Annotated in this window: 18 protein-coding genes; 10 read left to right on the forward strand and 8 right to left on the reverse strand. The window is 41.7% G+C overall.

Annotated features, from left to right (window positions below; translation table 11 throughout):
* Nucleotides 1–25: 25 nt before the first annotated feature.
* Complete coding sequence (locus VUI23_RS06440) at nt 26–829, forward strand: hypothetical protein (protein ID WP_342807374.1); 804 nt, start codon at nt 26–28, stop codon at nt 827–829.
* Between the two features lie 6 nt (nt 830–835).
* On the opposite strand, the gene VUI23_RS06445 is transcribed toward VUI23_RS06440, so the two are convergent.
* From VUI23_RS06445 to VUI23_RS06460, 4 genes are all read right to left on the reverse strand, one after another.
* The gene (locus VUI23_RS06445; RefSeq protein WP_342807376.1) at nt 836–1,999 is read right to left on the reverse strand and encodes a retropepsin-like aspartic protease; all 1,164 of its coding nucleotides are present in this window, start codon (nt 1,997–1,999) and stop codon (nt 836–838) included.
* Nucleotides 2,000–2,023: 24 nt separating this feature from the next.
* Nucleotides 2,024–2,431, reverse strand: coding sequence for an acyl-CoA thioesterase (locus VUI23_RS06450; protein ID WP_252729404.1), 408 nt, complete (start codon nt 2,429–2,431; stop codon nt 2,024–2,026).
* Between the two features lie 107 nt (nt 2,432–2,538).
* Nucleotides 2,539–3,240: a hypothetical protein gene (locus VUI23_RS06455; protein WP_216050205.1), complete on the reverse strand. Its 702-nt coding sequence runs from the start codon at nt 3,238–3,240 to the stop codon at nt 2,539–2,541.
* Between the two features lie 7 nt (nt 3,241–3,247).
* Nucleotides 3,248–4,000, reverse strand: a complete 753-nt coding sequence (locus VUI23_RS06460; protein WP_252729375.1) for a CBM9 family sugar-binding protein — start codon at nt 3,998–4,000, stop codon at nt 3,248–3,250.
* 167 nt (nt 4,001–4,167) lie between these two features.
* Between VUI23_RS06460 and VUI23_RS06465 the strand changes: the two genes are divergently transcribed.
* The 6 genes from VUI23_RS06465 (at nt 4,168) to VUI23_RS06490 (ending at nt 8,565) form a co-directional block, all read left to right on the forward strand.
* A complete protein-coding gene (locus tag VUI23_RS06465) occupies nt 4,168–4,710 on the forward strand; it encodes an elongation factor P hydroxylase (RefSeq protein ID WP_342807378.1) in 543 nt (180 codons plus the stop codon).
* Entirely contained in the window at nt 4,707–5,837 is a 1,131-nt protein-coding gene (locus VUI23_RS06470; RefSeq protein ID WP_342807380.1) for an ATP-NAD kinase family protein, read from the forward strand. The genes VUI23_RS06465 and VUI23_RS06470 overlap by 4 nt, the downstream gene beginning before the upstream one ends.
* Nucleotides 5,838–5,877: 40 nt before the next feature.
* A complete protein-coding gene (locus VUI23_RS06475) occupies nt 5,878–6,159 on the forward strand; it encodes a YfcL family protein (protein ID WP_216050208.1) in 282 nt (93 codons plus the stop codon).
* Between the two features lie 278 nt (nt 6,160–6,437).
* Entirely contained in the window at nt 6,438–7,058 is a 621-nt protein-coding gene (locus VUI23_RS06480; RefSeq protein WP_216050209.1) for a FlgO family outer membrane protein, read from the forward strand.
* A gap of 15 nt (nt 7,059–7,073) precedes the next feature.
* Entirely contained in the window at nt 7,074–7,826 is a 753-nt protein-coding gene (locus VUI23_RS06485) for a FlgO family outer membrane protein (protein ID WP_342807382.1), read from the forward strand.
* Between the two features lie 4 nt (nt 7,827–7,830).
* The gene (locus VUI23_RS06490; protein WP_303501151.1) at nt 7,831–8,565 is read left to right on the forward strand and encodes a FlgO family outer membrane protein; all 735 of its coding nucleotides are present in this window, start codon (nt 7,831–7,833) and stop codon (nt 8,563–8,565) included.
* Nucleotides 8,566–8,581: 16 nt separating this feature from the next.
* On the opposite strand, the gene mnmC is transcribed toward VUI23_RS06490, so the two are convergent.
* A complete protein-coding gene (mnmC, locus tag VUI23_RS06495) occupies nt 8,582–10,606 on the reverse strand; it encodes a bifunctional tRNA (5-methylaminomethyl-2-thiouridine)(34)-methyltransferase MnmD/FAD-dependent 5-carboxymethylaminomethyl-2-thiouridine(34) oxidoreductase MnmC (protein ID WP_342807384.1) in 2,025 nt (674 codons plus the stop codon).
* A gap of 210 nt (nt 10,607–10,816) precedes the next feature.
* Here mnmC and fabB point away from each other — a divergent pair, with 210 nt between their 5' ends.
* Nucleotides 10,817–12,031 (forward strand): beta-ketoacyl-ACP synthase I, encoded by a 1,215-nt coding sequence (gene fabB, locus VUI23_RS06500; RefSeq protein ID WP_216050212.1) that lies wholly within the window; start codon nt 10,817–10,819, stop codon nt 12,029–12,031.
* Nucleotides 12,032–12,066: 35 nt separating this feature from the next.
* Here the strand turns inward: fabB and VUI23_RS06505 are convergent, their stop codons facing one another.
* Nucleotides 12,067–12,759 (reverse strand): Crp/Fnr family transcriptional regulator, encoded by a 693-nt coding sequence (locus VUI23_RS06505; protein WP_342807386.1) that lies wholly within the window; start codon nt 12,757–12,759, stop codon nt 12,067–12,069.
* A 98-nt stretch (nt 12,760–12,857) separates the two neighbouring features.
* Here VUI23_RS06505 and VUI23_RS06510 point away from each other — a divergent pair, with 98 nt between their 5' ends.
* On the forward strand, nt 12,858–13,613 hold the full coding sequence (locus VUI23_RS06510) for a class II aldolase/adducin family protein (protein ID WP_342807388.1): 756 nt from the start codon (nt 12,858–12,860) through the stop codon (nt 13,611–13,613).
* Between the two features lie 277 nt (nt 13,614–13,890).
* Here the strand turns inward: VUI23_RS06510 and VUI23_RS06515 are convergent, their stop codons facing one another.
* Both VUI23_RS06515 and VUI23_RS06520 read right to left on the reverse strand, forming a co-directional pair.
* A complete protein-coding gene (locus tag VUI23_RS06515) occupies nt 13,891–14,361 on the reverse strand; it encodes an FKBP-type peptidyl-prolyl cis-trans isomerase (protein WP_342807390.1) in 471 nt (156 codons plus the stop codon).
* 59 nt (nt 14,362–14,420) lie between these two features.
* Nucleotides 14,421–15,815 (reverse strand): M20/M25/M40 family metallo-hydrolase, encoded by a 1,395-nt coding sequence (locus tag VUI23_RS06520; RefSeq protein WP_303500247.1) that lies wholly within the window; start codon nt 15,813–15,815, stop codon nt 14,421–14,423.
* Nucleotides 15,816–16,056: 241 nt separating this feature from the next.
* On the opposite strand from VUI23_RS06520, the gene VUI23_RS06525 reads away from it, so the two are divergent.
* Nucleotides 16,057–20,055, forward strand: a complete 3,999-nt coding sequence (locus VUI23_RS06525; protein ID WP_342807392.1) for a DUF4157 domain-containing protein — start codon at nt 16,057–16,059, stop codon at nt 20,053–20,055.
* Nucleotides 20,056–20,612 lie beyond the last annotated feature (557 nt).

Raw genomic sequence — 20,612 nt, forward strand, 5'->3', positions numbered from 1 at the left:
CCAAGCCAGAGTGTGAAGTTTAATTATGCTTAGAAGTATCTGTATAGCCTGTACACTTTTAGTTTCAAACGTCTTTGCTCAAGATGATAAAAATCTGTCCAGCTTAACTCGTTTTGACAGTAATCTTAATCTCAATGTCCATTCGCAAATGGATATTCGTGATGTCAGAATTGGCGATAATGTATTGGGCCAAGCTCTTAATCTGATTAACAAAAATGGCGAAGTACAATATATCTCTGGTGGAAATCGCAGTGAAAAAGTAGACATTATTTTTAGGCAAGCGTATTTAGAATCCGAGCTTCTGCAAACACTATCGTTACTATTTGATAAAGATCTTGGTTTTGTGAATCAGGTATCTCTGACCTATCGGATTGCCAGTCGCTATCTCGATATTTTGCCGGTTTACAATAAAACCGTAGATCAAGCGATTATAAAATACGGTCAACCTATGAGTTTTAAGCAAGTACAAGAGATGACCCAGGACAAGGGAGATAAAGTCAAGTTAAGCGCCTTTGTTGCAAAGTTACCCCATAAAGCCGAAATCGCAGATTTAATCAAAGGGTATTTCAAGTACTTGCAAGTCACCCCTAAAACCCATTTCGTGGAAACAGATACAGGGCACGCACTGTTGTTAACTGGATTTAGACAGTGCTACTTTTGGCCACTTAATGAGTTTGAAGAGTTATTGAGCTTGTGTTCCTTTCAGCCATCTAGTGGCAATATGAAGGGGCAGGGAATAACACTCACCCTGCGAAATTTTGCAATTCAAAACAAAATTGAACATTTCGAATTAGAGCAACAGCAACCTGAAATAGATATTACCTTTTAACCTGAACTAAGAACTGGTTCTGTTTAAAAGCAATAGATCATTTTGTTGGTCAATCTTAAAGTCGAATTGGCGTAGAATGTTCATACCAAGAAGACCGTCAGCGTAGCTGAATTCTGGCATAGGTAACACCACGACCGCGACATTATCCAGTCGAAAACCGGCAAAAAATACTTGCTTGATTTGATAAACTGGCGCATCAAAAAGACCGCCAGCGGTATTTATTTTATAGGTTCCTACATATTCCCAACTCGTCCTTCTGGAGATTTTATCGAATGCTTCCGAGGTCAGTACCGTTGTTGTTGCGCCTGTATCCAGCATTAATTCGTGGGTGCTTCTGCCAATCATTATTGGGGTAGTGTAATGATCACCCAAAGAACGCAATTTAATATTACGTTCATAGTCTTCAGCCAGTGGATCCTTCTCTTGAATAGGATCTGAGTGATTGATGACGGTCGTTTGTTGTCCTAAGATTTGCCGTATTCGCGCAGCATCTAAATCACCTTGTTGTAAAGATGCCAACACATTTTCCATCAGAAATTCCTGATTTTGATAAGCATAGGCTTCAGCAAGTGCGACAATAATGGAGCGTCGAGTTGGGTCAAATTGCCACAGCGGCTCAAGAAATGTAGCCAGTACATCCCAAGAACGAATGCCTTTGAGTTTATTAATATTAGTGTTGGTCAGATCGGTAATCAGTGCAAGTACTTGGGCTTTTTGCTCAGTTTCTAAGGGCAAGTCTAGCAACCCATAATAGTGGGCCAATACTTCGCTCGTGGAGGCCGTTTTGGCAATCAGTTGTCCTTCTAGCAATAAGTAATCAATATTTTGTGGTTGATTGCGCAAATAAGCTTGTATCGCCTCTTTAGCATCTACCAATTCGCCAGCGGCCAGTTGCTGCTTAATCCAATAGATGGCTTTTTGATATTGACTGTTTTTGTTCGTATTGATTGTTTGATCAAGGGGTTGTTGTTCCGCAGTTCCACTACCGGAAACAAGCAAAGGATCGCTGCTTGCATTGCCGTTATTGGCGCTAAACGGTTGTTGCTTTTGTGGTCTATTATTCGTGTTGGCAGTGGATTCCGCTGATGTTAATTGATGCCAGAAAAACACATTCAAAGACACCGAAATCCCTAAGCATAACAAACCAAAAATAGCCCAATATTTGCTCATTGCTCAGTGGCCCTTAAATACAATTTATTCACTGGATAAACATACGTTGCCATATGTCTCGCTAAATTCAATGGGCATACGTTTGGGTTTTCCTGACGATAAAGCGATGCACACGAAGTCCGTTTGAGCCGTCAATACAGTGACCCCATCCGATTCACGAATAAACTGAAATCGACGAGAAAGTTTTAATTTTCCATCACACTTTGTTACCCAAGTTGCACACAGCAAATGATCACCTAATAAGGCCGCAGCATGGTATTCAATCACATGTTTACTAATTGCCATACCTCTGTCTAATTGCTGATATATGCCAATATCCAAACCTAAAGACATCGAGTGTGACCAAGATACTCGCTCCAATTGCGAAACATAGGCAACATTATTTACATGGTTATAGTGGTCGATTTGCTCGGGGGCAATAATCCATTTCATAATGTGTGGAGAAGGTAACTGCCATTGGACGTTATCTTGATAAGCAGTTTGATTGTTCGCCGTTTTTTGCGTCTCAATTTTATCTATCATCGACTCGTGTGACATGATTACACCTCAACATCGGGCAGGGGATTGGGACGTTGTTGGGCAAAAAGCGCATTTTTTAAAGCCCGCTCTCGAGTAATAATTGGTTGAATAAACTCATCCACATTACCGAGTTTTTTGAAGGATTTAAATCCGGACTCAAGAAATGTATGAAGACTTTCCACACCAGCCATTTTGGCAGGCTTACGCGACAACATTAATAAGGTTGAAATACCTTTAATTTTGACCACGTCGGCTAAATCCACGCCTAACCTTTCAAGTAGCACTATTTGCTCTTCACGCATAGCTTCATTGTCACATTTTAAGTAGGCTTGGGCATAACTTTCTCGAGAAACAGGCGTTGTCGATAATTGTTCTGTTAGGGCTATATCCAATTCCAAGGATAAACTATTCAAGCGTAGGGCAGCCTCTAAAGATTCTAAAGCTTGTTTGGGGATTATCTTGGCCATTTTGGGTACGACTCTGGCTAACTCTTGATCCCGTTGGCTGAAGTCCTGCGGCCCGTATAATTCATCAATGAAGAAACTCATTGCGGGACGAAAACGTTTGCTTTCCCATAAATCGTGATGGGTAGCTAAAAGCCGTTTGGTTTGCCAATGTTGCAACTCCCGTAACGGCTCAGTCAGATTAGCCTCAATGGTATGCTCATGCATATCGTTGGCATGGTGAAGGTGTTGGATAATATTATCCAAAATTAAACTCATAACTTTCTTATTCACTCAAAATTAAAGTATCAAACACGCTGGCATCTATCCAACCCCGGTTTTTGTCGCCATTTACTGCTTCAACATCTTTTGAGCCAATGAAGTGCTCGCGAACTTCACTGTTGTCGTTATCGCAGTAGGCCAGCATGAAGCCGACCTTTTTACCGGCAGTTAAACTCACAGGAGAGTTAGACTTGGTTGGATCAAAATCATCTGCATAGAGCGAAATTGCCGCTTCCCAAATAATTTTATGAGGTGCATTGACGTCTCTTTTCCAGCGACTCTCTATGTGATCATTGAACAGCGCAAAAGTACGCTCTGGCGTTATATCAACAACTTGGTTATCTAAAGCGATGTGGTAAGCAAACGCGTTATAAGAATACTGATGATTACCGCCTGATGCGTCTTCGTCCAAAAATATTTCTAAGGTATCGTCATCCCAATATTTATCCAAGGGATCGGCATTAAAATCGACTAAGCGGTCGTCGACGATTTCAACTTGTAAATAAAGCTTGTTGGCGTCCCACAGCAATCGGTACTGACCTTGGAAGTCTTGTTTACTTAACGGACCGCCCATAATGACTTGGTCAATTGGCAACCATTTCGCTTTTTGCCATTGAGCTTCATTGTTTTCGCCATCAATGATCGGAGGAGTGGCGGTGGCGACTACATCGATAGCAGAAACCCGTCCACTGAAAATCAATGAAAAGAATAAAACGATTGTGCTTAGCGCGAAAATTTTCATGCGAAGTATATTCATATTCATTCCTGTTAAGTTATTAACCTTAAGTGCTAGCTTGTCTTAAACCAGCTTTTATAACAATAACTAAATACATCAATTGAAGACAAGCGTTGATGGTGGTTGAGTTACCCAGTTGCAATTGGTTACAATAGCCCTCTAAATTGCAACCTTGTTTCGGATAATTTGTGCATCACTATCGTGACTTAATTGACATATTTAATCAGTGCTTCGAAAAAAGCGAGAATACGCGGTTAATTAAAGGGGAAAGTGAGCCGATTTATTTGCCCGCCAACGAACGGGTTGACTATCATCAGGTAGTTTTTGCCAATGGTTTTTTTGCCAGTGGTTTGCATGAAATAGCCCACTGGTGCATTGCGGGTAAGCAAAGGCGACTACTAGAAGATTATGGCTATTGGTACTGTCCAGATGGTCGTGACGAACAGCAGCAACTAGCATTCGAACAAGTTGAAATAAAACCTCAAGCAATTGAGTGGGCGTTCAGCTTAGCCGCGAATTTCCCCTTCCAGGTCAGTACGGACAATTTAAATGGTGTTCAGCCTGACAGAGCTGCATTTCAACAAAAAGTGCGTCTACAACTAGAGTACTATCAGCAACATGGTTTTCCACCAAGGGCGCTTGTGATGATTGAGGCGCTGTGTTCGTTTTATCAGGTTTCTTTGCAATCCATTATTGTTTCTCATTGCCACTCAAATAGATTAAGCGCATGAGACATTTTAAATTAGGTCTGGTTATCAATCCTTATGCGGGAATCGGTGGCGCGCTGGCGTTAAAAGGCAGTGATGGCCCCGAAATCCGAGCAAAAGCTCTGGCAATGGGGGCTGAAAAACGTGCCAATGCAAAAACAAAGTTAGCACTGGAAGAATTATTAGCGCACAAAGAAAATCTGACTATCTACACGGCAGCAGGAGAAATGGGCGAAGACCTAAGCCGTTCAATGGGGTTTAACACCCAAGTAATATATACACCAGAAACCTCTCAAACAGAGGCGTTTGATAGCCAACAGGCCGCCGCTTGTTTGCTCGATGTTAATGTGGATCTAATACTGTTCGCTGGAGGCGATGGAACTGCCCGTAATATTTATGACACTGTCGCTGATAACGTCGCAGTGTTAGGCGTGCCCGCAGGCTGTAAAATTCATTCTGGTGTTTACGCCATCACACCTAAATCTGCCGGTCGGGTTGTGAATATGTTGATTCAAGGGGAAATCGTCAGTTTGAGTGAAGCTGAAGTGAAAGATATCGACGAGGAGCAGTTTCGCCAAGGCCGAGTGAGTGCACGATATTATGGCGAAATGCGAGTCCCCACTGAGTTGCGTTATGTTCAAGCTGTTAAAATGGGCGGCAAGGAATCAGAAGAGTTAGTGTTAACTGATATTGCCGCGCAGATTATAGATTTGATGCAAGATTTGCCCGAGACTGTATTCGTGATGGGGTCGGGGTCAACAGTAGCCGCCATCATGCATGAGTTAGGACTGGAAAACACTCTGTTGGGCGTTGATATAGTGATCGACCAGCAATTAGTCCATCAAGATGCAACTGAACAAGATATTTTAGAATTCATTAAGGATAAACCCAGCAAACTGGTGATCACATTAATCGGTGGTCAAGGACATATCTTTGGACGAGGAAATCAACAACTTAGTCCGCAAGTAGTCAATACTATCGGACGTCAAAATATCAATATAGTCGCCACTAAGACTAAACTGCAATCTTTGCAAGGTCGGCCATTAATTAGTGACTCAGGGGATACTAAGTTGGATGCCCAGTTATCAGGGTTAATTCCGGTGATAACCGGTTATCGTGACCAGGTTTTATATCCAATTGCAGAAACTTAAAAATTACAATATTTATCATTATCAATAGGAAGTTATCGTAGTGTCGCACCAGCAATTAGAAAATTTTATTCAACAAGCCGAATCTCAGTTAGATGGAGTGGTGGAAACAGGCACCGATGACGAACTTTTTATTGCTGGTTATTTGCATGGCCACTTTTCACTCGTTGTCAGTCAAGCGCTAAGCAGTGAGCAAGCCAATATCGAAACCTTAGATACCTTGTTATCTGAAAACTTAAACAGTGCCTTTGAGCAAAAGGAGCTGGAACCAGAGGATCAGCAAAAAGTGTTGATGTTGTGGCAGTCCATCTTGAAAAGCGCTTAATACTCATCAAATTCTTGGTTAACCACCTTCGATTTCGCCTAAACTTTGCCGCTAAAAGGTGATTCATTGCCGTTTTTTTAGATTATCTTACCAAACATACATCATATATAGCTGAATTGAGTGTGATACACGGCCATTTATGAAATGGCTTAATATTTGCTTTTGAGCCTATTAACCAGCATGTCTTTGCGCATGTTAACAATGGATGATGAAAAATATCTCATCATCTATTGTTGAGATAATTGATGGCTGAATGCCCAAGACCAAGAGAGTAGAGTGTGAAGATTCTAAAAAAACAAAAACTGCATGGCTGTGTATGGACGATTCTAGCTTTGTGTTTGACAGGCTGTTCTTCTATGTCGGATTCTGAAAATCAGCCAAAAATGCAATATGAAGAATCTTTACCGGCACTTGGCAACATTGAATATCACACGTCAATACTCGCCAATGAATTGTTTGCAGGTGTGACCGCCAATCGCGATTATCGCTATGCTGTGGTGAGCTTTGTGCCTGTGACCAATCTGCAATTTGATAAAACTTATCAGCATCCGTTGATGCTTTTAGGGCATCAATTATCGGAAGGAATGGTCACTGAAGCGAGTCGTCGTGGATTTATTACTCAAGACTATAAGATTACAAACGATATATTAGTAACGAAAGAAGCAGAATACGCCTTAAGTCGTGACGTTTCTCGATTGGCGCCATTGCAAAATGTAGACTTTTATATTGCCGGTACTATTACCGAACAGCAAGAAGGGGCTATCGTGAATGCGAGAATTATTCACGTGGAAACTAAAGATGTTGTGGCTTCGGCAACTAAATTTTTTCCTGCAGAACTGTTTTGGCAAAGAGAAAAAGTCACCATGAGAGGTGGCATGATTTATCGCACAGGTTCTTAAATAAAGGAGTCTTAAGTGACTAGACTAATATTATTATTCACTGCCACCTTACTTGTGTCAGGTTGTTCAAGCTTTTCTTTATTTGGAGAGTCAGACTCACAAAAGCCTGAGAATAACTCTAAAACGGAAATGACACCGCAAATGCAGGTAGTCAATATTGTTGCTGATCCTGCTATGCAATCTACTGACAATACAAAGTCATCAACCTCGTCACAGCCAGATTTATATGGCAGTGAACAGGCAGACGCGCTTTACGGTAATGGCAGCGGTACTAGTGCGCGCATGGTAACAAAACATGTTGGAGATTATGTGCAAAACATGACCCAAGATTTGATTTCTAACATGGAGTACATAACCGATAAAACTCCCGTTGGTGTGACTAATTTTGCGCTAATCGACAGTAACCTGCAAAGAAGTAACCTTTTAGGATTTCAACTCACCGAGTCTTTTATGCATGAATTGCACAAATTTCGGATTCCCGTGATTGATTTCAAAGCCACTGAATATATTCGTGTTACCGAACATGGAGACTTTTTGCTAAGCAGAGATTTTTTAGAGTTAACAGAGCAATCTCCAATCGAATATATCCTAACGGGTACTTTGACTAAGCATCAAGGTGGATACATTGTTAATGCACGGATACTTGGTTTAAAAAGCAAAGCCGTGGTGGCAAGTGCACAAATGCTGATGCCGTTTTACGTGGTAGATGCTTTATTACCAAGTGAACACAATATGGTTGATGGTGTGCAATTAACCCAAGGGGAATAGAGCCGTGAAGTGCATTAAAAATATTCCAGTTTTATTGACTTGCACATGCTTGTTGATAAGCGGCTGTGCTTCGACTGAAAATGCATTTGCAAACTGGTTCTCGACTCCTGAACCTCCTCCCGAAGCACCTGCTGTAAAGGTCGATATGTCCCCAGATCCTGACACTGGATTGGTTTATCGTGCTGACTCGAGGCAGCGGATGAAGGATTCAAATTTGCAAAGTGAGCAGCAGTCTAGGGCAATTTATCGTGCCCCTAACTCCTTGTATCAACCCGCGTACACCCACAAATCTCTAGCTGACTATGCTGAGCAGTTGACTATGGAGCTGGTCAGAAATGGCCGACAATTAGACACCCAAAGTAAAGTGGGGATTGCATCTTTTGTAAACTTCGACAATACGTTAAAACACACTAGCGTACTAGGCAATCAATTGGCTGAAATGTTGATTGTAGAAGTGCAAGGATTTGGTGTGCAAGTAATTGATTTTAAAACCACCGATTACATAGGTGTTGGGGCCAACGGAGACATGGTGTTTAGCCGTGATGCGCGAAAATTGTCCAACCAGTTAGGGCTAGATTTTATCTTGTCAGGTACCTTGGTTCGCAATCAAAAGGGAGTTCGTGTGAATGCAAGAATTATCTCCATGGATTCTAAAATTGTGGTTTCTAGTGCTTCGGTACTTATCCCCAATTTTGTTGTGAAATCCTTACAGCCGGAATATGTTTTAGTCGGCGAATAAGCTCTAAACTTTCAATTTAATCGTAAATCCGCCTGATTAAATTTTTAATTAAAAACCGATTTGGATTAAGCGCATCGAGCAACTGATTAGCCATTGGGAGTGGTTCATTACTAATCTGCGATGCCAATAGCTCTGACAGTAAAGGGGCGGTGGTTAATCCTCTTGAGCCTAAACCTGCAAAAATAAATAATCCTCCTAAATCCTTTGCATCTTCATAATGCTCAATGGGTAACGCTTTGTATAAATGCTTAAATTGCTGTGCTTGTTGACTGGATTCAAACGCTGCACCTACTGCTGGAAGGTGATCTGGTAAGGAACAGCGAATCGCCGCCCGTCCTGTTTCTTGTGCATAAATACCTTCTGCCCAACTGGTTTTTGCTAAGGCTTTTTTGTGCATGTCTAAATTACTAGCTTGTTCTTTTTCTCTATAAACCTGACTAGTATCTTGTTTGACATAGGTGGACCCTAAAGCATGAAACCCATCCAAAGCAGGTGTCATGTAACCTTTGTGGCATAAAACTGTTCGCAGATTATCCAACGGTGGTTGGGTTGGAATTGCTTCAACCTGTCCTCTTACTAACTGGAAAGGAATTGCATCACAGTACGAAAAATGTGGAATATCAGAGCCTGTGGCAATAATTAACCCATCAAATGTCTTACACTGACTGTGATACTTCTCAGGAAGGTCTACAACCCATTGCTCGTCTTGTTTAGTAATTTGTGAGACTTCTGCATCTAATAGAATGTCGCAATGACCTTGCTCTTGTGCCCATTTAAACATTGCATTGACTAAATCTGGTGGACTTAACCATCCCCCTTGTTGAATAAATAATCCTTCGTAGGGCAAGTCTAGGCCGGAGACGAGAGTGGAGTTTTGCTCATCACTGTAATTTATTAAAGTGTCTGGCCAAATGCCATTTTGCAATAGGTTTTGCTGGCGCTTTAGTACCGCAGGATTAAATCCCACTTGCAATACTCCACACCATTGGTGAGCGTATTGGTAGCCTTGGTTTAGCAGTTGTCGGTATCGACGACAGGCAAAACCAAACGATAATGCTTGAATACGGCTGGAAATATTCGCTTCTGCGTTGAGCTGTGGATAAAAACCGCCTTGGGGGTTACCTGAAGCGCCTTGGGCCAATTTAGCGTCCTTACACATGACTGTCACTTGAAATCCTTTTTGGATAAGTGATAGGGCTAAATTCGCAGCAGCTATGCCGCCTCCCACGATGCCAATGGAGCGTTTTTTTGCTGACGTGAGTTGCATACCATGGCGTTGGAAATAGCGACTAGATCGGCGATTAACGCCAGCCTGGTTAAACTGACCCACTAACATGTCCCGTTTGCGCCCAAACCCTTTGACCTTTTTTACTTCAAACCCTTGTTCGGCTAAACCTCGCTTAACAATTCCAGCAGCGGTGAAAGTGGCAAAGCTAGCCCCTTGTTTGCTCAGCCTTGCCATTTGTTGATAGAGATCAGAGTTCCACATCTGAGGATTTTTACTCGGTGCAAATCCATCTAAAAACCAAGCGTCTACGAGACCTTGAGGTTGATTGTGCATACTTGAAAAAACCTCGGTAGCTTCTCCTAACCAAAGGTCTAGGATAACTTTCCCTTGGGCAAAGCTCATACGATGGCAACCAGCAACCAAATCCGGGTATTGGTCAATTAGTTGCGTAGCGTACTGTTTTAGGTCTGGCCATTTATCTAAAGCAGTGATTAAATCAGCTTTGGGTATTGGAAATTTTTCACAACTTATAAAGTGTAAACACAAAGGTTCAGATTTTTCTGAATGAAGGGAAAATTGTTCGAATAGCTGCCAAGTGGCCAAAAAATTTAAACCGGTGCCGAAACCAGTCTCAGCAATTACAAAACTTCTTTGACTGTGTGTTGTCCAACTTTCCGGCAATTGATTGTTTTTCAAAAAAACGTATCGACTTTCTTCTAAGCCATTGTGATTAGAGAAATACACATCGTCGAAATCTTCTGCCACGGGAGTACCATCTGAGTTATATACAATTTTGGCAGGTTTGATAGTCAACGGGTGTCCTTAATTCATCTTTGAATTGTTGAGATAACTAAATTTAATTTTAATTGTGTTTAAAATAGTGATTTTTAGGTAACTTAGTAATTCACATGCTAGCATTACTGAATACATTATTTCATTTAGCAGAAGAGCAGACCAGTTAAGTCTGTAAAATCATTATTATATGCGAAAAATTTTTCGACTAAATCGTAAAAAAGGTGAAAAATGAGAAGAGCAGTCATAACAGGTATCGGCATTGTTTCTAGCATAGGTAATAACCAGCAAGAAGTTCTGGAATCTTTGCAACAAGGTCGTTCAGGCATCACCTTTTCAGATGAGTTCGCGGAAATGGGTCTGCGTTCACAGGTCTGGGGAAAGGTAGATATTGATTTTAAAGAGCACATAGATCGTAAACAGTTACGCTTCATGGGTGACGCAGCGGCTTATGCATACATTGCAATGCAGCAAGCTGTTGAAGATTCAGGTTTGCCTGAAGATCAAGTGTCTAACATTCGAACTGGTATTATTGCTGGTTCTGGCGGCGCATCGTCTAAAAGTCAGGTTGATGCTGCTGATATTTTGCGTGAGAAAGGGGTTAAGCGCGTTGGTCCTTATATGGTTACCAAGTCGATGGCTAGTACTGTTTCTGCATGCTTGGCAACGCCATTTAAGATCAAAGGGATTAATTACTCAATTGCTTCAGCCTGTGCTACCAGTGCCCATTGTATTGGTAACGCGTTAGAGTTGATTCAATTAAACAAACAAGATGTTGTGTTTGCTGGTGGTGGTGAAGAACTTCACTGGACCTTATCCGTGCAGTTTGACGCTATGGGTGCATTGTCATCTAAATATAATGACAATCCGTCAGTCGCGTCACGCACCTATGATGCTGACCGCGATGGTTTTGTCAGCTCTGGCGGTGGTGGTATGGTCGTGGTTGAAGAACTTGAACATGCTTTGGCCCGTGGCGCTAAAATTTACGCTGAAGTTGTAGGCTATGGTGCCACTTCTGATGGTGTGGATATGGTAGCCCCTTCAGGTGAAGGCGCAGTGCGTTGTATGAAAATGGCAATGCAAGATGTCGATACACCAATTGATTATCTAAATACTCACGGTACCTCTACACCAGTGGGTGATGTTAAGGAATTAGCAGCCATTCAAGAAGTGTTTGGTGGTAAAAGCCCAGCAATTAGCTCAACTAAGTCTATGACTGGTCACGCGCTAGGTGCAGCGGGGGTTAACGAAACTATTTACAGTATTTTGATGATGGAAAATGACTTCATTGCACCATCTATTAATATTGATAATTTGGACGCAGCCGCTGAGGGGTTAGATGTGGTGACTTCACCACGAGAAGCTAAGCTCAATACTATTATGTCGAATAGTTTTGGTTTTGGTGGTACTAACGCCACATTAGTTTTGAAAAAATACGAAGCTTAATGATTTGTATAATGAGCAGGGTGTAACCTTGCTCATTATATTTCACACAGTCTTTCTAACGCCTGCATATTTATAATTTCTATTGTCCCGTAGTCAACTTTGACAATTTTCTTTTGATTCAACTCATTCAATAGTTTATTTACTGTCTGCCGCGAACTATTAATCATATGTGCCAATGATTCTTGCGATATAGCGATCCGTTTGCTTTTTTGATTTTGGTTGCTGTTATGAAGTCCGTTGGCCAGTAATATAATTCGGCGCGCCAATTGTCCCAATAAAGATAAACCGCCAGTTTCGTCGATTAGATTAAACGTGACTCTGATACGTTGACACAACATACGCATAAAATGCGGATAGAAGTGTGGTTTATTTTGCAGTAAATTCTGAAATGTTAGTTTGGGGATCATCAGCAAGCTGGTGGTTTCATCCGCATGGGCGTCATGGCTTCTAGGCAAATCGTCAAACATCGATATTTCACCAAACCAAGTCCCACTTTCCAGCCAAGTGAGAACCATTTCCTTACCCTGTGAATTGACGTTACTAACTCGAATTTTTCCTTTCAGAATACAATAAATTCCGTCTGCACTATCGCCTTTAGCATGCAATATTTGCCCTTTGCTGAGCATCTTTATTTTACTCACTGAAATTAATGCTTGAATGACATCAATAGGCAACTGATCGAGCCAATTGTTGTGTTTGAAAAGATACTCTATCTCTGAATTATCCATTGCTATTCCATTGAAACTGTCAAATAGACGACAGTCTAACCTGTAAATATACCTTAGAGTGTACAAATGTTATTAAAATGTAATATCGGAGCGTAAAAGTGGATTCCAAAGTTCAAGAATTAGTAAGTGAGCAAGAGTGGCAAATGCGCGTTAATTTAGCCGCGTGTTATCGTATCGTCGCCCATTATGGTTGGGATGATTTGGTGTTTACCCATATTTCCGCCCGTGTACCTGGACCAGAGCACCATTTTTTAATTAATCCGTATGGCTTAATGTTTGACGAGGTGACAGCTTCCAACTTAGTCAAAGTTGATCTGCAAGGAAAGATAGTGATGGACTCGCCGTATAATATTAATCCTGCTGGATTTACGATTCACTCTGCAGTGCATGAGGCCAGAGAAGACGCTTTATGTGTAATGCATTTGCATACCACTGCTGGCGTTGCGCTTTCAACCCTTGAAGGTGGACTACAGGCTTATAGCCAGCAATCCTTATTCCCTCTGTCTTCATTGGCTTATCATGATTATGAAGGTGTTGCCCTTAATCCCGATGAGAAAATACGCCTAGTTGCTGATTTGGCTGATAAAAACTTTATGATTTTGCGCAATCATGGTTTATTAACTTGTGGTGAAACCGTAGCTGACACGTTTTTGTATATGTTTTTGTTGCAACGCTCCTGTGAAATTCAACTACAGGCACAGGCAACAGGACAGCCATTGATTAAAATTCCAGATCCCATTTTAGATGGTATTCAAGCTCAGGCGAAACAAGTCACACGTTCCGTTGGTGGTGCTTTGGCATGGCCAGGAATTTTGCGCAAATTAGACAAAGTTAGCCCTGGTTACGATCAGTAGATAGAACCCGTGGTCTAAGTCAGATTATCCTGGACACAGCTCATCGTGGACAGGCACGCTCATCGTGGACAGGCATTGAATTAGCATAGACAGGCATGTTTTATTTCGGTGAGAGTAGCTTATCCTGGACAGGCATTGAATTAGCATGGACAGGCATGTTTTAATTGGGTGAGTAGTGTTTACCGATATCAGGAACGCAGAAATAATGAGGTTTTTCAGGTATTGAAAAACCTTATTTTATATTTGCTACAGTTGGTGAATATGTATGTCAGAATGATTATTGTATTTCTAACAGTTCCACTTCGAAAATGAGCAAAGAGCCCGGTGTTATTTTTCCGGTAGCACGGTCACCATAGGCTAAATCAGCAGGTATGAAAAACTTAAACTTATCTCCAACCACCATCAATTGAACACCCTCGGTCCAACCTGGAATAACTTGGTTCAATGGAAAACTGATAGGTTCGCCTCGGTCAACTGAGCTATCAAACACACTGCCATCTATTAACATGCCGTGGTAGTGTACTTTAACAGTTGAGTTGGCTTTTGGATGTTCGTCACCATTACCTTTTTGCAATATTTGATATTGCAGCCCTGAGGCTGTTTCCACAACATCTTGGTTCGTTTTGTTGTTAACCAAAAATTCTTTTCCCACAGCAGTATTTTCAATTGCTAACTTTTTATTATTTGAATTTCTATTGAAGTAGAATATTGCAATTGCAATGACCACAGCTAAAACAATAAATTTCATCACTTTTCCTATTTATTTTGATTAATTAATGTAAATGCCTAACAAGGTTTTTTTCTAAGTTAGTTGCCCGCCAATTCCTTCAGAATAATACTCCAATGATCTAATCCATCATAAAATGCTTTGATGGGCAGCCGTTCATTAAGGCCATGGGCATACATGTCGTCTGGATTGATAAATGCACTGGATATCGCCCATGTTGGAATCCCAGCTTTACGAAAATGCTTACCATCGGTGCCGCCTGATTCCATATAAGCGATGATATCTAGGTTGGGATACCTTAGATGTACGGCTTTGGCAATGGCAGACATTACGTCTTCTCGTAACTCGGAAATGGGGCTTTCAACCGGTTCATCTAGCGTGACAATCTCAATTTCATCGTTATCGACCACTTTTTGTAAGGTTTGTTTAATTTTTTCTACGGAAACCCCTGGAAAAACGCGACAATTCACAGTTGCAGTTGCGGATTGAGGTAGGGCATTTTCAGCGTGTCCAGCATTTAACATAGTCGCAACGCATGTGGTACGTGTTGTACCTACATAAGATGATTCTATCTGTAAGCGGTCAGAGGCTTGCTTATCGGTAGGATCTTTAGCAAAAGCGATCATCGCCTCACCCAATTCGCCGCCAAATTGATGCCCTGAGACTTTAAAAAACTTACGGGTCATATCACTCCACATGACAGGAAAGTGGTAGTCTTTGATATTTAGTAAGGCGCTAGATAGTTCGTAAATTGCATTATCAGTGCGTGGTCTTGAACTGTGCCCACCTTTATTGCGCAATGTCAGCTCAAAGCTCACGTAAGTTTTTTCTGCAGCCTGAACAAGATACGCGATGGCATTACCATTTTCATCCAAGTCACCACCACCGGCATCCGAATTTAATGCGAATTCAGCCGTTGCTAATTCAGGACGTTCATTGGCTAACATACGGGTTGTGACCATGCCAGTTTCTTCATCACCCGAAAAAACCAGATAGAGTTCTCTATTAGGAACAAACCCTTGCTTTTTTAAACGTATAAACGTTGATGAAAGCATGGCAATCCCAAACTTATTATCAATGCTACCCCGTCCATAAAAGTTTTTGTCATCTTGGGTCAGTTCAAATGGTGGTCGTTGCCAATCTTTTGCCAAGGCTTCTACTACATCCATGTGACCTAACAACAAAATAGGCTGCTTGTCACTTAAACCATTTGTTGGATAACGCACAATTAAGGAAGCCGTTTCTCCGCTAGGAATAATCTGAATGTCGTCGTTACTAAACCCTACCGCTTTAAATTCACTTGCCAAATATGCCGCCATTTTGGGCACATTTCCTTTGCCGGCTACCGTGGGGATACCGATAATCGTTCTATAAATTTCCAAAGATTTCTTCGCATGTTCGGAATTTTTTAAATCGTTTGCCAGTGCCGATGCGGTCGATATTAGCAAGATGCAAAATACTAAAGCATTTTTCATTGGTTAGCTCTTTATTTAAATTAAGTAGGTCGTCTAGATTAACGGCAACGAAGGGTAAATGCATTCATCCCTTTAACTTTATTTATACTGAAGTCTATTTAATTGCTATCAGGAGTTATATTTAAACGGCTTTTCTAGACGATTTTAGTATTTATTCCTATACTCATTTTAACATCGGCAGGATTCTGATTAGGTTATAACTGAGGGATATAGGTCCATTCTAGACCTACTAACAATAGATATGATGAACGGTCGGCATCATGCCACAAAATCAAGCAAAGACTCCACTGCGGGCGAAACTAAAAACGCTCGAGCGAATTCTGCGCTATCTAAAATAGTAGAACAAAAAACTCCTGAACTGAATCAACATTGGCAGCAACTGACGATGTCTGCAGCAAGTAGCGCGAGCCAATACATACAAAGGAAATGCAACAGTTGTGCGAGCTCCCAAACACCCTGCGATGATCCTATTGATTCTTTTATGCAACCTAAGCTCAATATTGGTATGCCTAATGACCATTTTGAACAACAAGCTGATTTAGTTGCTGAAAAAGTAATCTCTGGTAGTCACGATGCAATTATGCCGAGCAAGGTACTTGCTAAACCTGTACAAACTAGTTTAAAAAATACCGCGACAGATCCAGTCAATATGCACACTAATATTGAAAGTCAACTGAAGACTCACAACTCTAAATCTCCAGGTAGGCCAATTAACAAAGAGATTAAAGATAAAATTGAACCGGTTATTGGAGCTGATTTAAGTCAGGTGAGGGTGCATTCCGATTCAAAAAGCCATCAAATGGCAGCCTCAATCAATGCAAAAGCGTTTACCCTTAAAAATAATATCTATTTAGGAGCGCAACAAAGCTCAACTGATTTAGGCCTCATTGCACATGAGGCAACTCATACGGTTCAACAAAGCAGATACACAAATAGAATTCAACGGATATCTGATGACTATTTAAATTTTAATACCCCACCACAATCGTTAGCCGTTGAAGTCATTGCAACTGATATTTCTGCTTGGGACGATGAGCGCAAAATAGCGGCGATAAGGCAATTACTTAATACTTGGTGGGTCACACCTTCAGAAGAAAATGCGTTAGAGCGTCTCTGGTCTAGCTTTGGCGAGCGTTTCCCGCAAATGGTTAATCTCCATATCACTCTTTTTCGGAAAAGTTATGAAGCAGGATTGGCTATTACTGACATGCAATTACCGGTAGTACAGAACTTTTTAAATCAGTTCAAAGGTGCTGCTGTTGAATTCGTCCTCAACATTCTAGAGCTCAGCAAAATCAATGTGAATAATGAACGGATACGCTATGGTCTAGTCAATGTTACTCAAAACCCCGTTTCTTTAAGCATTATGGTTGACTCACCTGAAACCCAAGCGCTTAGATTAGCCGCATCGCAGTTATCAGACCGCCGGGCACACATTAATCGCTTATCGGCTGAGCGAGGAAGTTTAGAGCAGCATGGTACAGGGGGGAATGCAATAGGTGGAAGAATCGTGTATGACATGATTCGCAATCCTGACCGACATGAGGCTTTGGGGAGGCAAATTAGTGAACAACAAGAAGTACTTAATGCTCTACAATCTGTCCACCAACAGAACTTTCCTATTCTAGCCGCTTATGCAGAACCAGGTTACGGCAATGACAATGCATTAAGGGCGATTGCATCAAATGATGATATTCCCTTAGATAGCATGATGTCACCAGTGGCCCAACAAGTTGGCGAAACGATATTTGAGACCCTTGAAAATATAGCTGAAACGAGAGAGCGCATACTTGATGACAATGATGTTATTTGGGAGTTGCCCCGTATTATTGATTGGACAAAACGTGAACTTGGTTATGAAGATGGTGGACTACAATCTGAATTGGTCAACGCTATGCGCGCCCAAACTGAAGAAGACCAAGCTTTTATAGACATGGCACTTGGGGTGCTCGCCTTGGGTTTTGGATTGCTTGCTGCGATTCCTACTGGCGGCAGTAGCTTAGTTGCAGGTATTGCAGTTGTGGGGGCAGGGGCTAGTTTAGCGGTTAATACAGCGATCGCCCTTCGTAGTCTAGATCAATATCAATTGGATGTCGCCGCCTCTGGTAGTCATTTCGAAAAAGCCCAAGCCGTATCAGCAGCTGATCCGTCGTTACTATGGGTGGCCGTTGATATTGTCGGCGCGGGTCTTGAGCTTCCTGCAGCTAGGCAAGTATTTCGTGGAGCTGCATCGAGTATTCGACGGGCGATGAATAGTGCATCTGATGAAGCACTAGATGTAATGGAAAATAGAATTATCGAACTTGTTGAGCAATCAGCCCGTGCTGAGCCTGGAGGTGATGCAACCCGAACTATGGCTGAAAGTATCGCTCGCGGTATCCGCCAGAAGGTGACTCAATCTCAGAATGCACAATCGGCGTTACACCGGGTTCAGTCACAAATTGACGAGGTCACGTCGAGTCTGCGAAACGGGACTGATGATTTAATTGAGCAAGCACGTTTAATCAGTGAAATAGAAAATGGTGCGCATCATTTAAAAGCTGCTGGCAACGGCATGCTCATTCGCTGTAGTGATCAATGTACACTTATTCGGTCTTTTTATCGTCAAGAGTTAGCGGAGCATAGTGGTTTATTGGCTCGCTTAGATGCTGTTGAGTCCGCAGCGCGTAGGGCACCTGAAAGTCCAGCTTGGCGGCAACAGGCCCGCGATTTAGTTGCTGAACTCAAACAACAGCGTGCTCGGCCAATACGTGCGGCTTTATCTGATAGTGCAGATCTAGATAGGTTACTAGCCAGAGAATTAGCACCTGAATTGTCTGATAGAGTTTTGCAGTCTTTGTCTGATGTCGTTGCCAGTGGTGATTTTAACTCTGAAATGTTTCAACGGATGGTAACTGTTATTGCTGGCACCGAAGAAGGTTTGCTGCGTCAACTGTTGCAGACACAAGTGCGTATCAACTTAAATACGGCCGGTGATAGGCGTGTTTTTCACTTATTCGAATCTGTTCACTGGGACACACTTGGATCTCATGAACAAATAAATATGTTAGAAGCTCAAGCTCGAGGTTATCGAGTTTCAATGGGCGCGACTCGTCGAATAGACACAGGCGCCAGTGGGCGCCTTATTGATGAGGCACAACAGCTTGGCTCTGCAAATACTAATATTCTAATTGGCGATGGTGTGAATCGGCAGGGGTATGAATCCATACTTCCTACGCGTTCAGAAATAGCCGGTTTGAGCGATGATGCCAGTGATTTTGCTTTGTCTATTCGGCAACAAGCAGATGAGGCAGCTATACAAGCTCAGGCGGCTGTAATGAGAGGCGATGTTGATGCAACGGAATTAGCCTCTCATGCGGCTGAGTTAGGCCGTCGAGCAGATTTGGCCGCAGATAACCCAATGAATCAATTATCACGTTTACTTACTGATATGTCTGCACAAAGATTACATGCATCAGGCGCAGGTTTTGGCATTGAGTTACATACTGGTATAGCCTATGGCCCTGAAGTGGTTAATCAAATTTACCAGAATCAAGGTATCGAAAGATTAATTCGTGAGCTACATCAAATGCGTGCACCTGGCACTCGATTCCGTGTTCACCTCGATTTAAGTTTGACTCCTCATAACGGTTTTGACGTATTGGAGCGCATTACTTATCGTGTTGAAATGGTAGAAGAAATGGCTGGTGGCGGATTGACTGAATTACGACCTATGTTCGAAGCCAGCATTACGATACCTCAAACTGAAATTAGAAGTTCTTCACATATCCATAGGGGAGGACGAAATATTGGTATTGAAGGAATTGAGTTAGATGTAGATAGTCAGTTCGGGGCCTTGGCTGAACACTTTAATTTAGGCCATTTACCTGATTTACCCAGTGTCGGATACGCGGATGATTTAACTGGAGCAGGCCAATTACATGATATTGATTTAGTAGAGCTTGCTGGAGGAGAGTTAGGCGATCTCGTCCTCGATCATCGTAGTTTCCAAAATCTGCCAATGGATGGTGTTAGCTTACGCAGAGCTCAGCTTAGGCATTCGGACTTTCGTAATGTGGACTTAAGCTATACCGATTTACGAGGAGCAGATTTAACCGGTGCTAATTTGCAGGGCGCAACACTTAACGTATCGCGTTTGAATTTAGACACCACTTTGCCGGATGGTTCACCTTTTTACTCTCCTGTTGACTTAACACGGTTTACTGATCCTGCACACCCTAATTTTTTCCAGATAAATTAGTAGGCTAATGCATTGTAAAGTAAGTATTGGACTGCAGACTTAGTCATAAAAATAACCCGTCAGGTGTTTGCTTTACGAAATTTTAGTAGTACAAGGTTATGAGGGAAATACGTACTAATATTGGCATGCAATCTCTAATATGATTAACCCTAGAACATAATTACGGCCTATTTTGTTTAAGTGGAAAACTATGTAGACAAAAACTATATGGACAGTCAAGAATTTAAATTGTTGGCCAATTCAGTGGCGACCTCAGAGCGCGCATTAGCTAATATATGAGTTGTGATCATTCCTGTTTCTTCATCGCCGGAAAAGCCTCGATTCAGTTTGCGATAAGCAATAAAGCTGGCTTTCTTTAGTTGGATAAATTTAGGCTCGCTAGTTTATTGGCTATGCTAACTCGCCTAAGAAAGTAGTTAATATTTTGGCTTCTATGTAAATTGAAAGCATTTACAATCTTTTATTACATCCATTTGAGCAATAGATAAAACAAGTTTTTGTGACTATTTTTTCGTCAATTATTTTTACAATGTAAAAAAGTTATCTTGAAAAATCTT

It is taken from the genome of Alteromonas sp. M12 (assembly GCF_037478005.1).
GTDB lineage: Bacteria > Pseudomonadota > Gammaproteobacteria > Enterobacterales > Alteromonadaceae > Aliiglaciecola > Aliiglaciecola lipolytica_A.

Bases quoted from the DNA above. Each gene is read 5' to 3' on its own strand.
- VUI23_RS06460 (WP_252729375.1), bottom strand. From the start codon at position 4,000: ATGAATATACTTCGCATGAAAATTTTCGCGCTAAGCACAATCGTTTTA.
- VUI23_RS06450 (WP_252729404.1), bottom strand. From the start codon at position 2,431: ATGAAATGGATTATTGCCCCCGAGCAAATCGACCACTATAACCATGTA.
- VUI23_RS06470 (WP_342807380.1), top strand. From the start codon at position 4,707: ATGAGACATTTTAAATTAGGTCTGGTTATCAATCCTTATGCGGGAATC.
- fabB (WP_216050212.1), top strand. From the start codon at position 10,817: ATGAGAAGAGCAGTCATAACAGGTATCGGCATTGTTTCTAGCATAGGT.
- VUI23_RS06505 (WP_342807386.1), bottom strand. From the start codon at position 12,759: ATGGATAATTCAGAGATAGAGTATCTTTTCAAACACAACAATTGGCTC.
- VUI23_RS06525 (WP_342807392.1), top strand. From the start codon at position 16,057: ATGATGAACGGTCGGCATCATGCCACAAAATCAAGCAAAGACTCCACT.
- VUI23_RS06515 (WP_342807390.1), bottom strand. From the start codon at position 14,361: ATGAAATTTATTGTTTTAGCTGTGGTCATTGCAATTGCAATATTCTAC.
- VUI23_RS06520 (WP_303500247.1), bottom strand. From the start codon at position 15,815: ATGAAAAATGCTTTAGTATTTTGCATCTTGCTAATATCGACCGCATCG.
- VUI23_RS06445 (WP_342807376.1), bottom strand. From the start codon at position 1,999: ATGAGCAAATATTGGGCTATTTTTGGTTTGTTATGCTTAGGGATTTCG.
- VUI23_RS06455 (WP_216050205.1), bottom strand. From the start codon at position 3,240: ATGAGTTTAATTTTGGATAATATTATCCAACACCTTCACCATGCCAAC.
- VUI23_RS06440 (WP_342807374.1), top strand. From the start codon at position 26: ATGCTTAGAAGTATCTGTATAGCCTGTACACTTTTAGTTTCAAACGTC.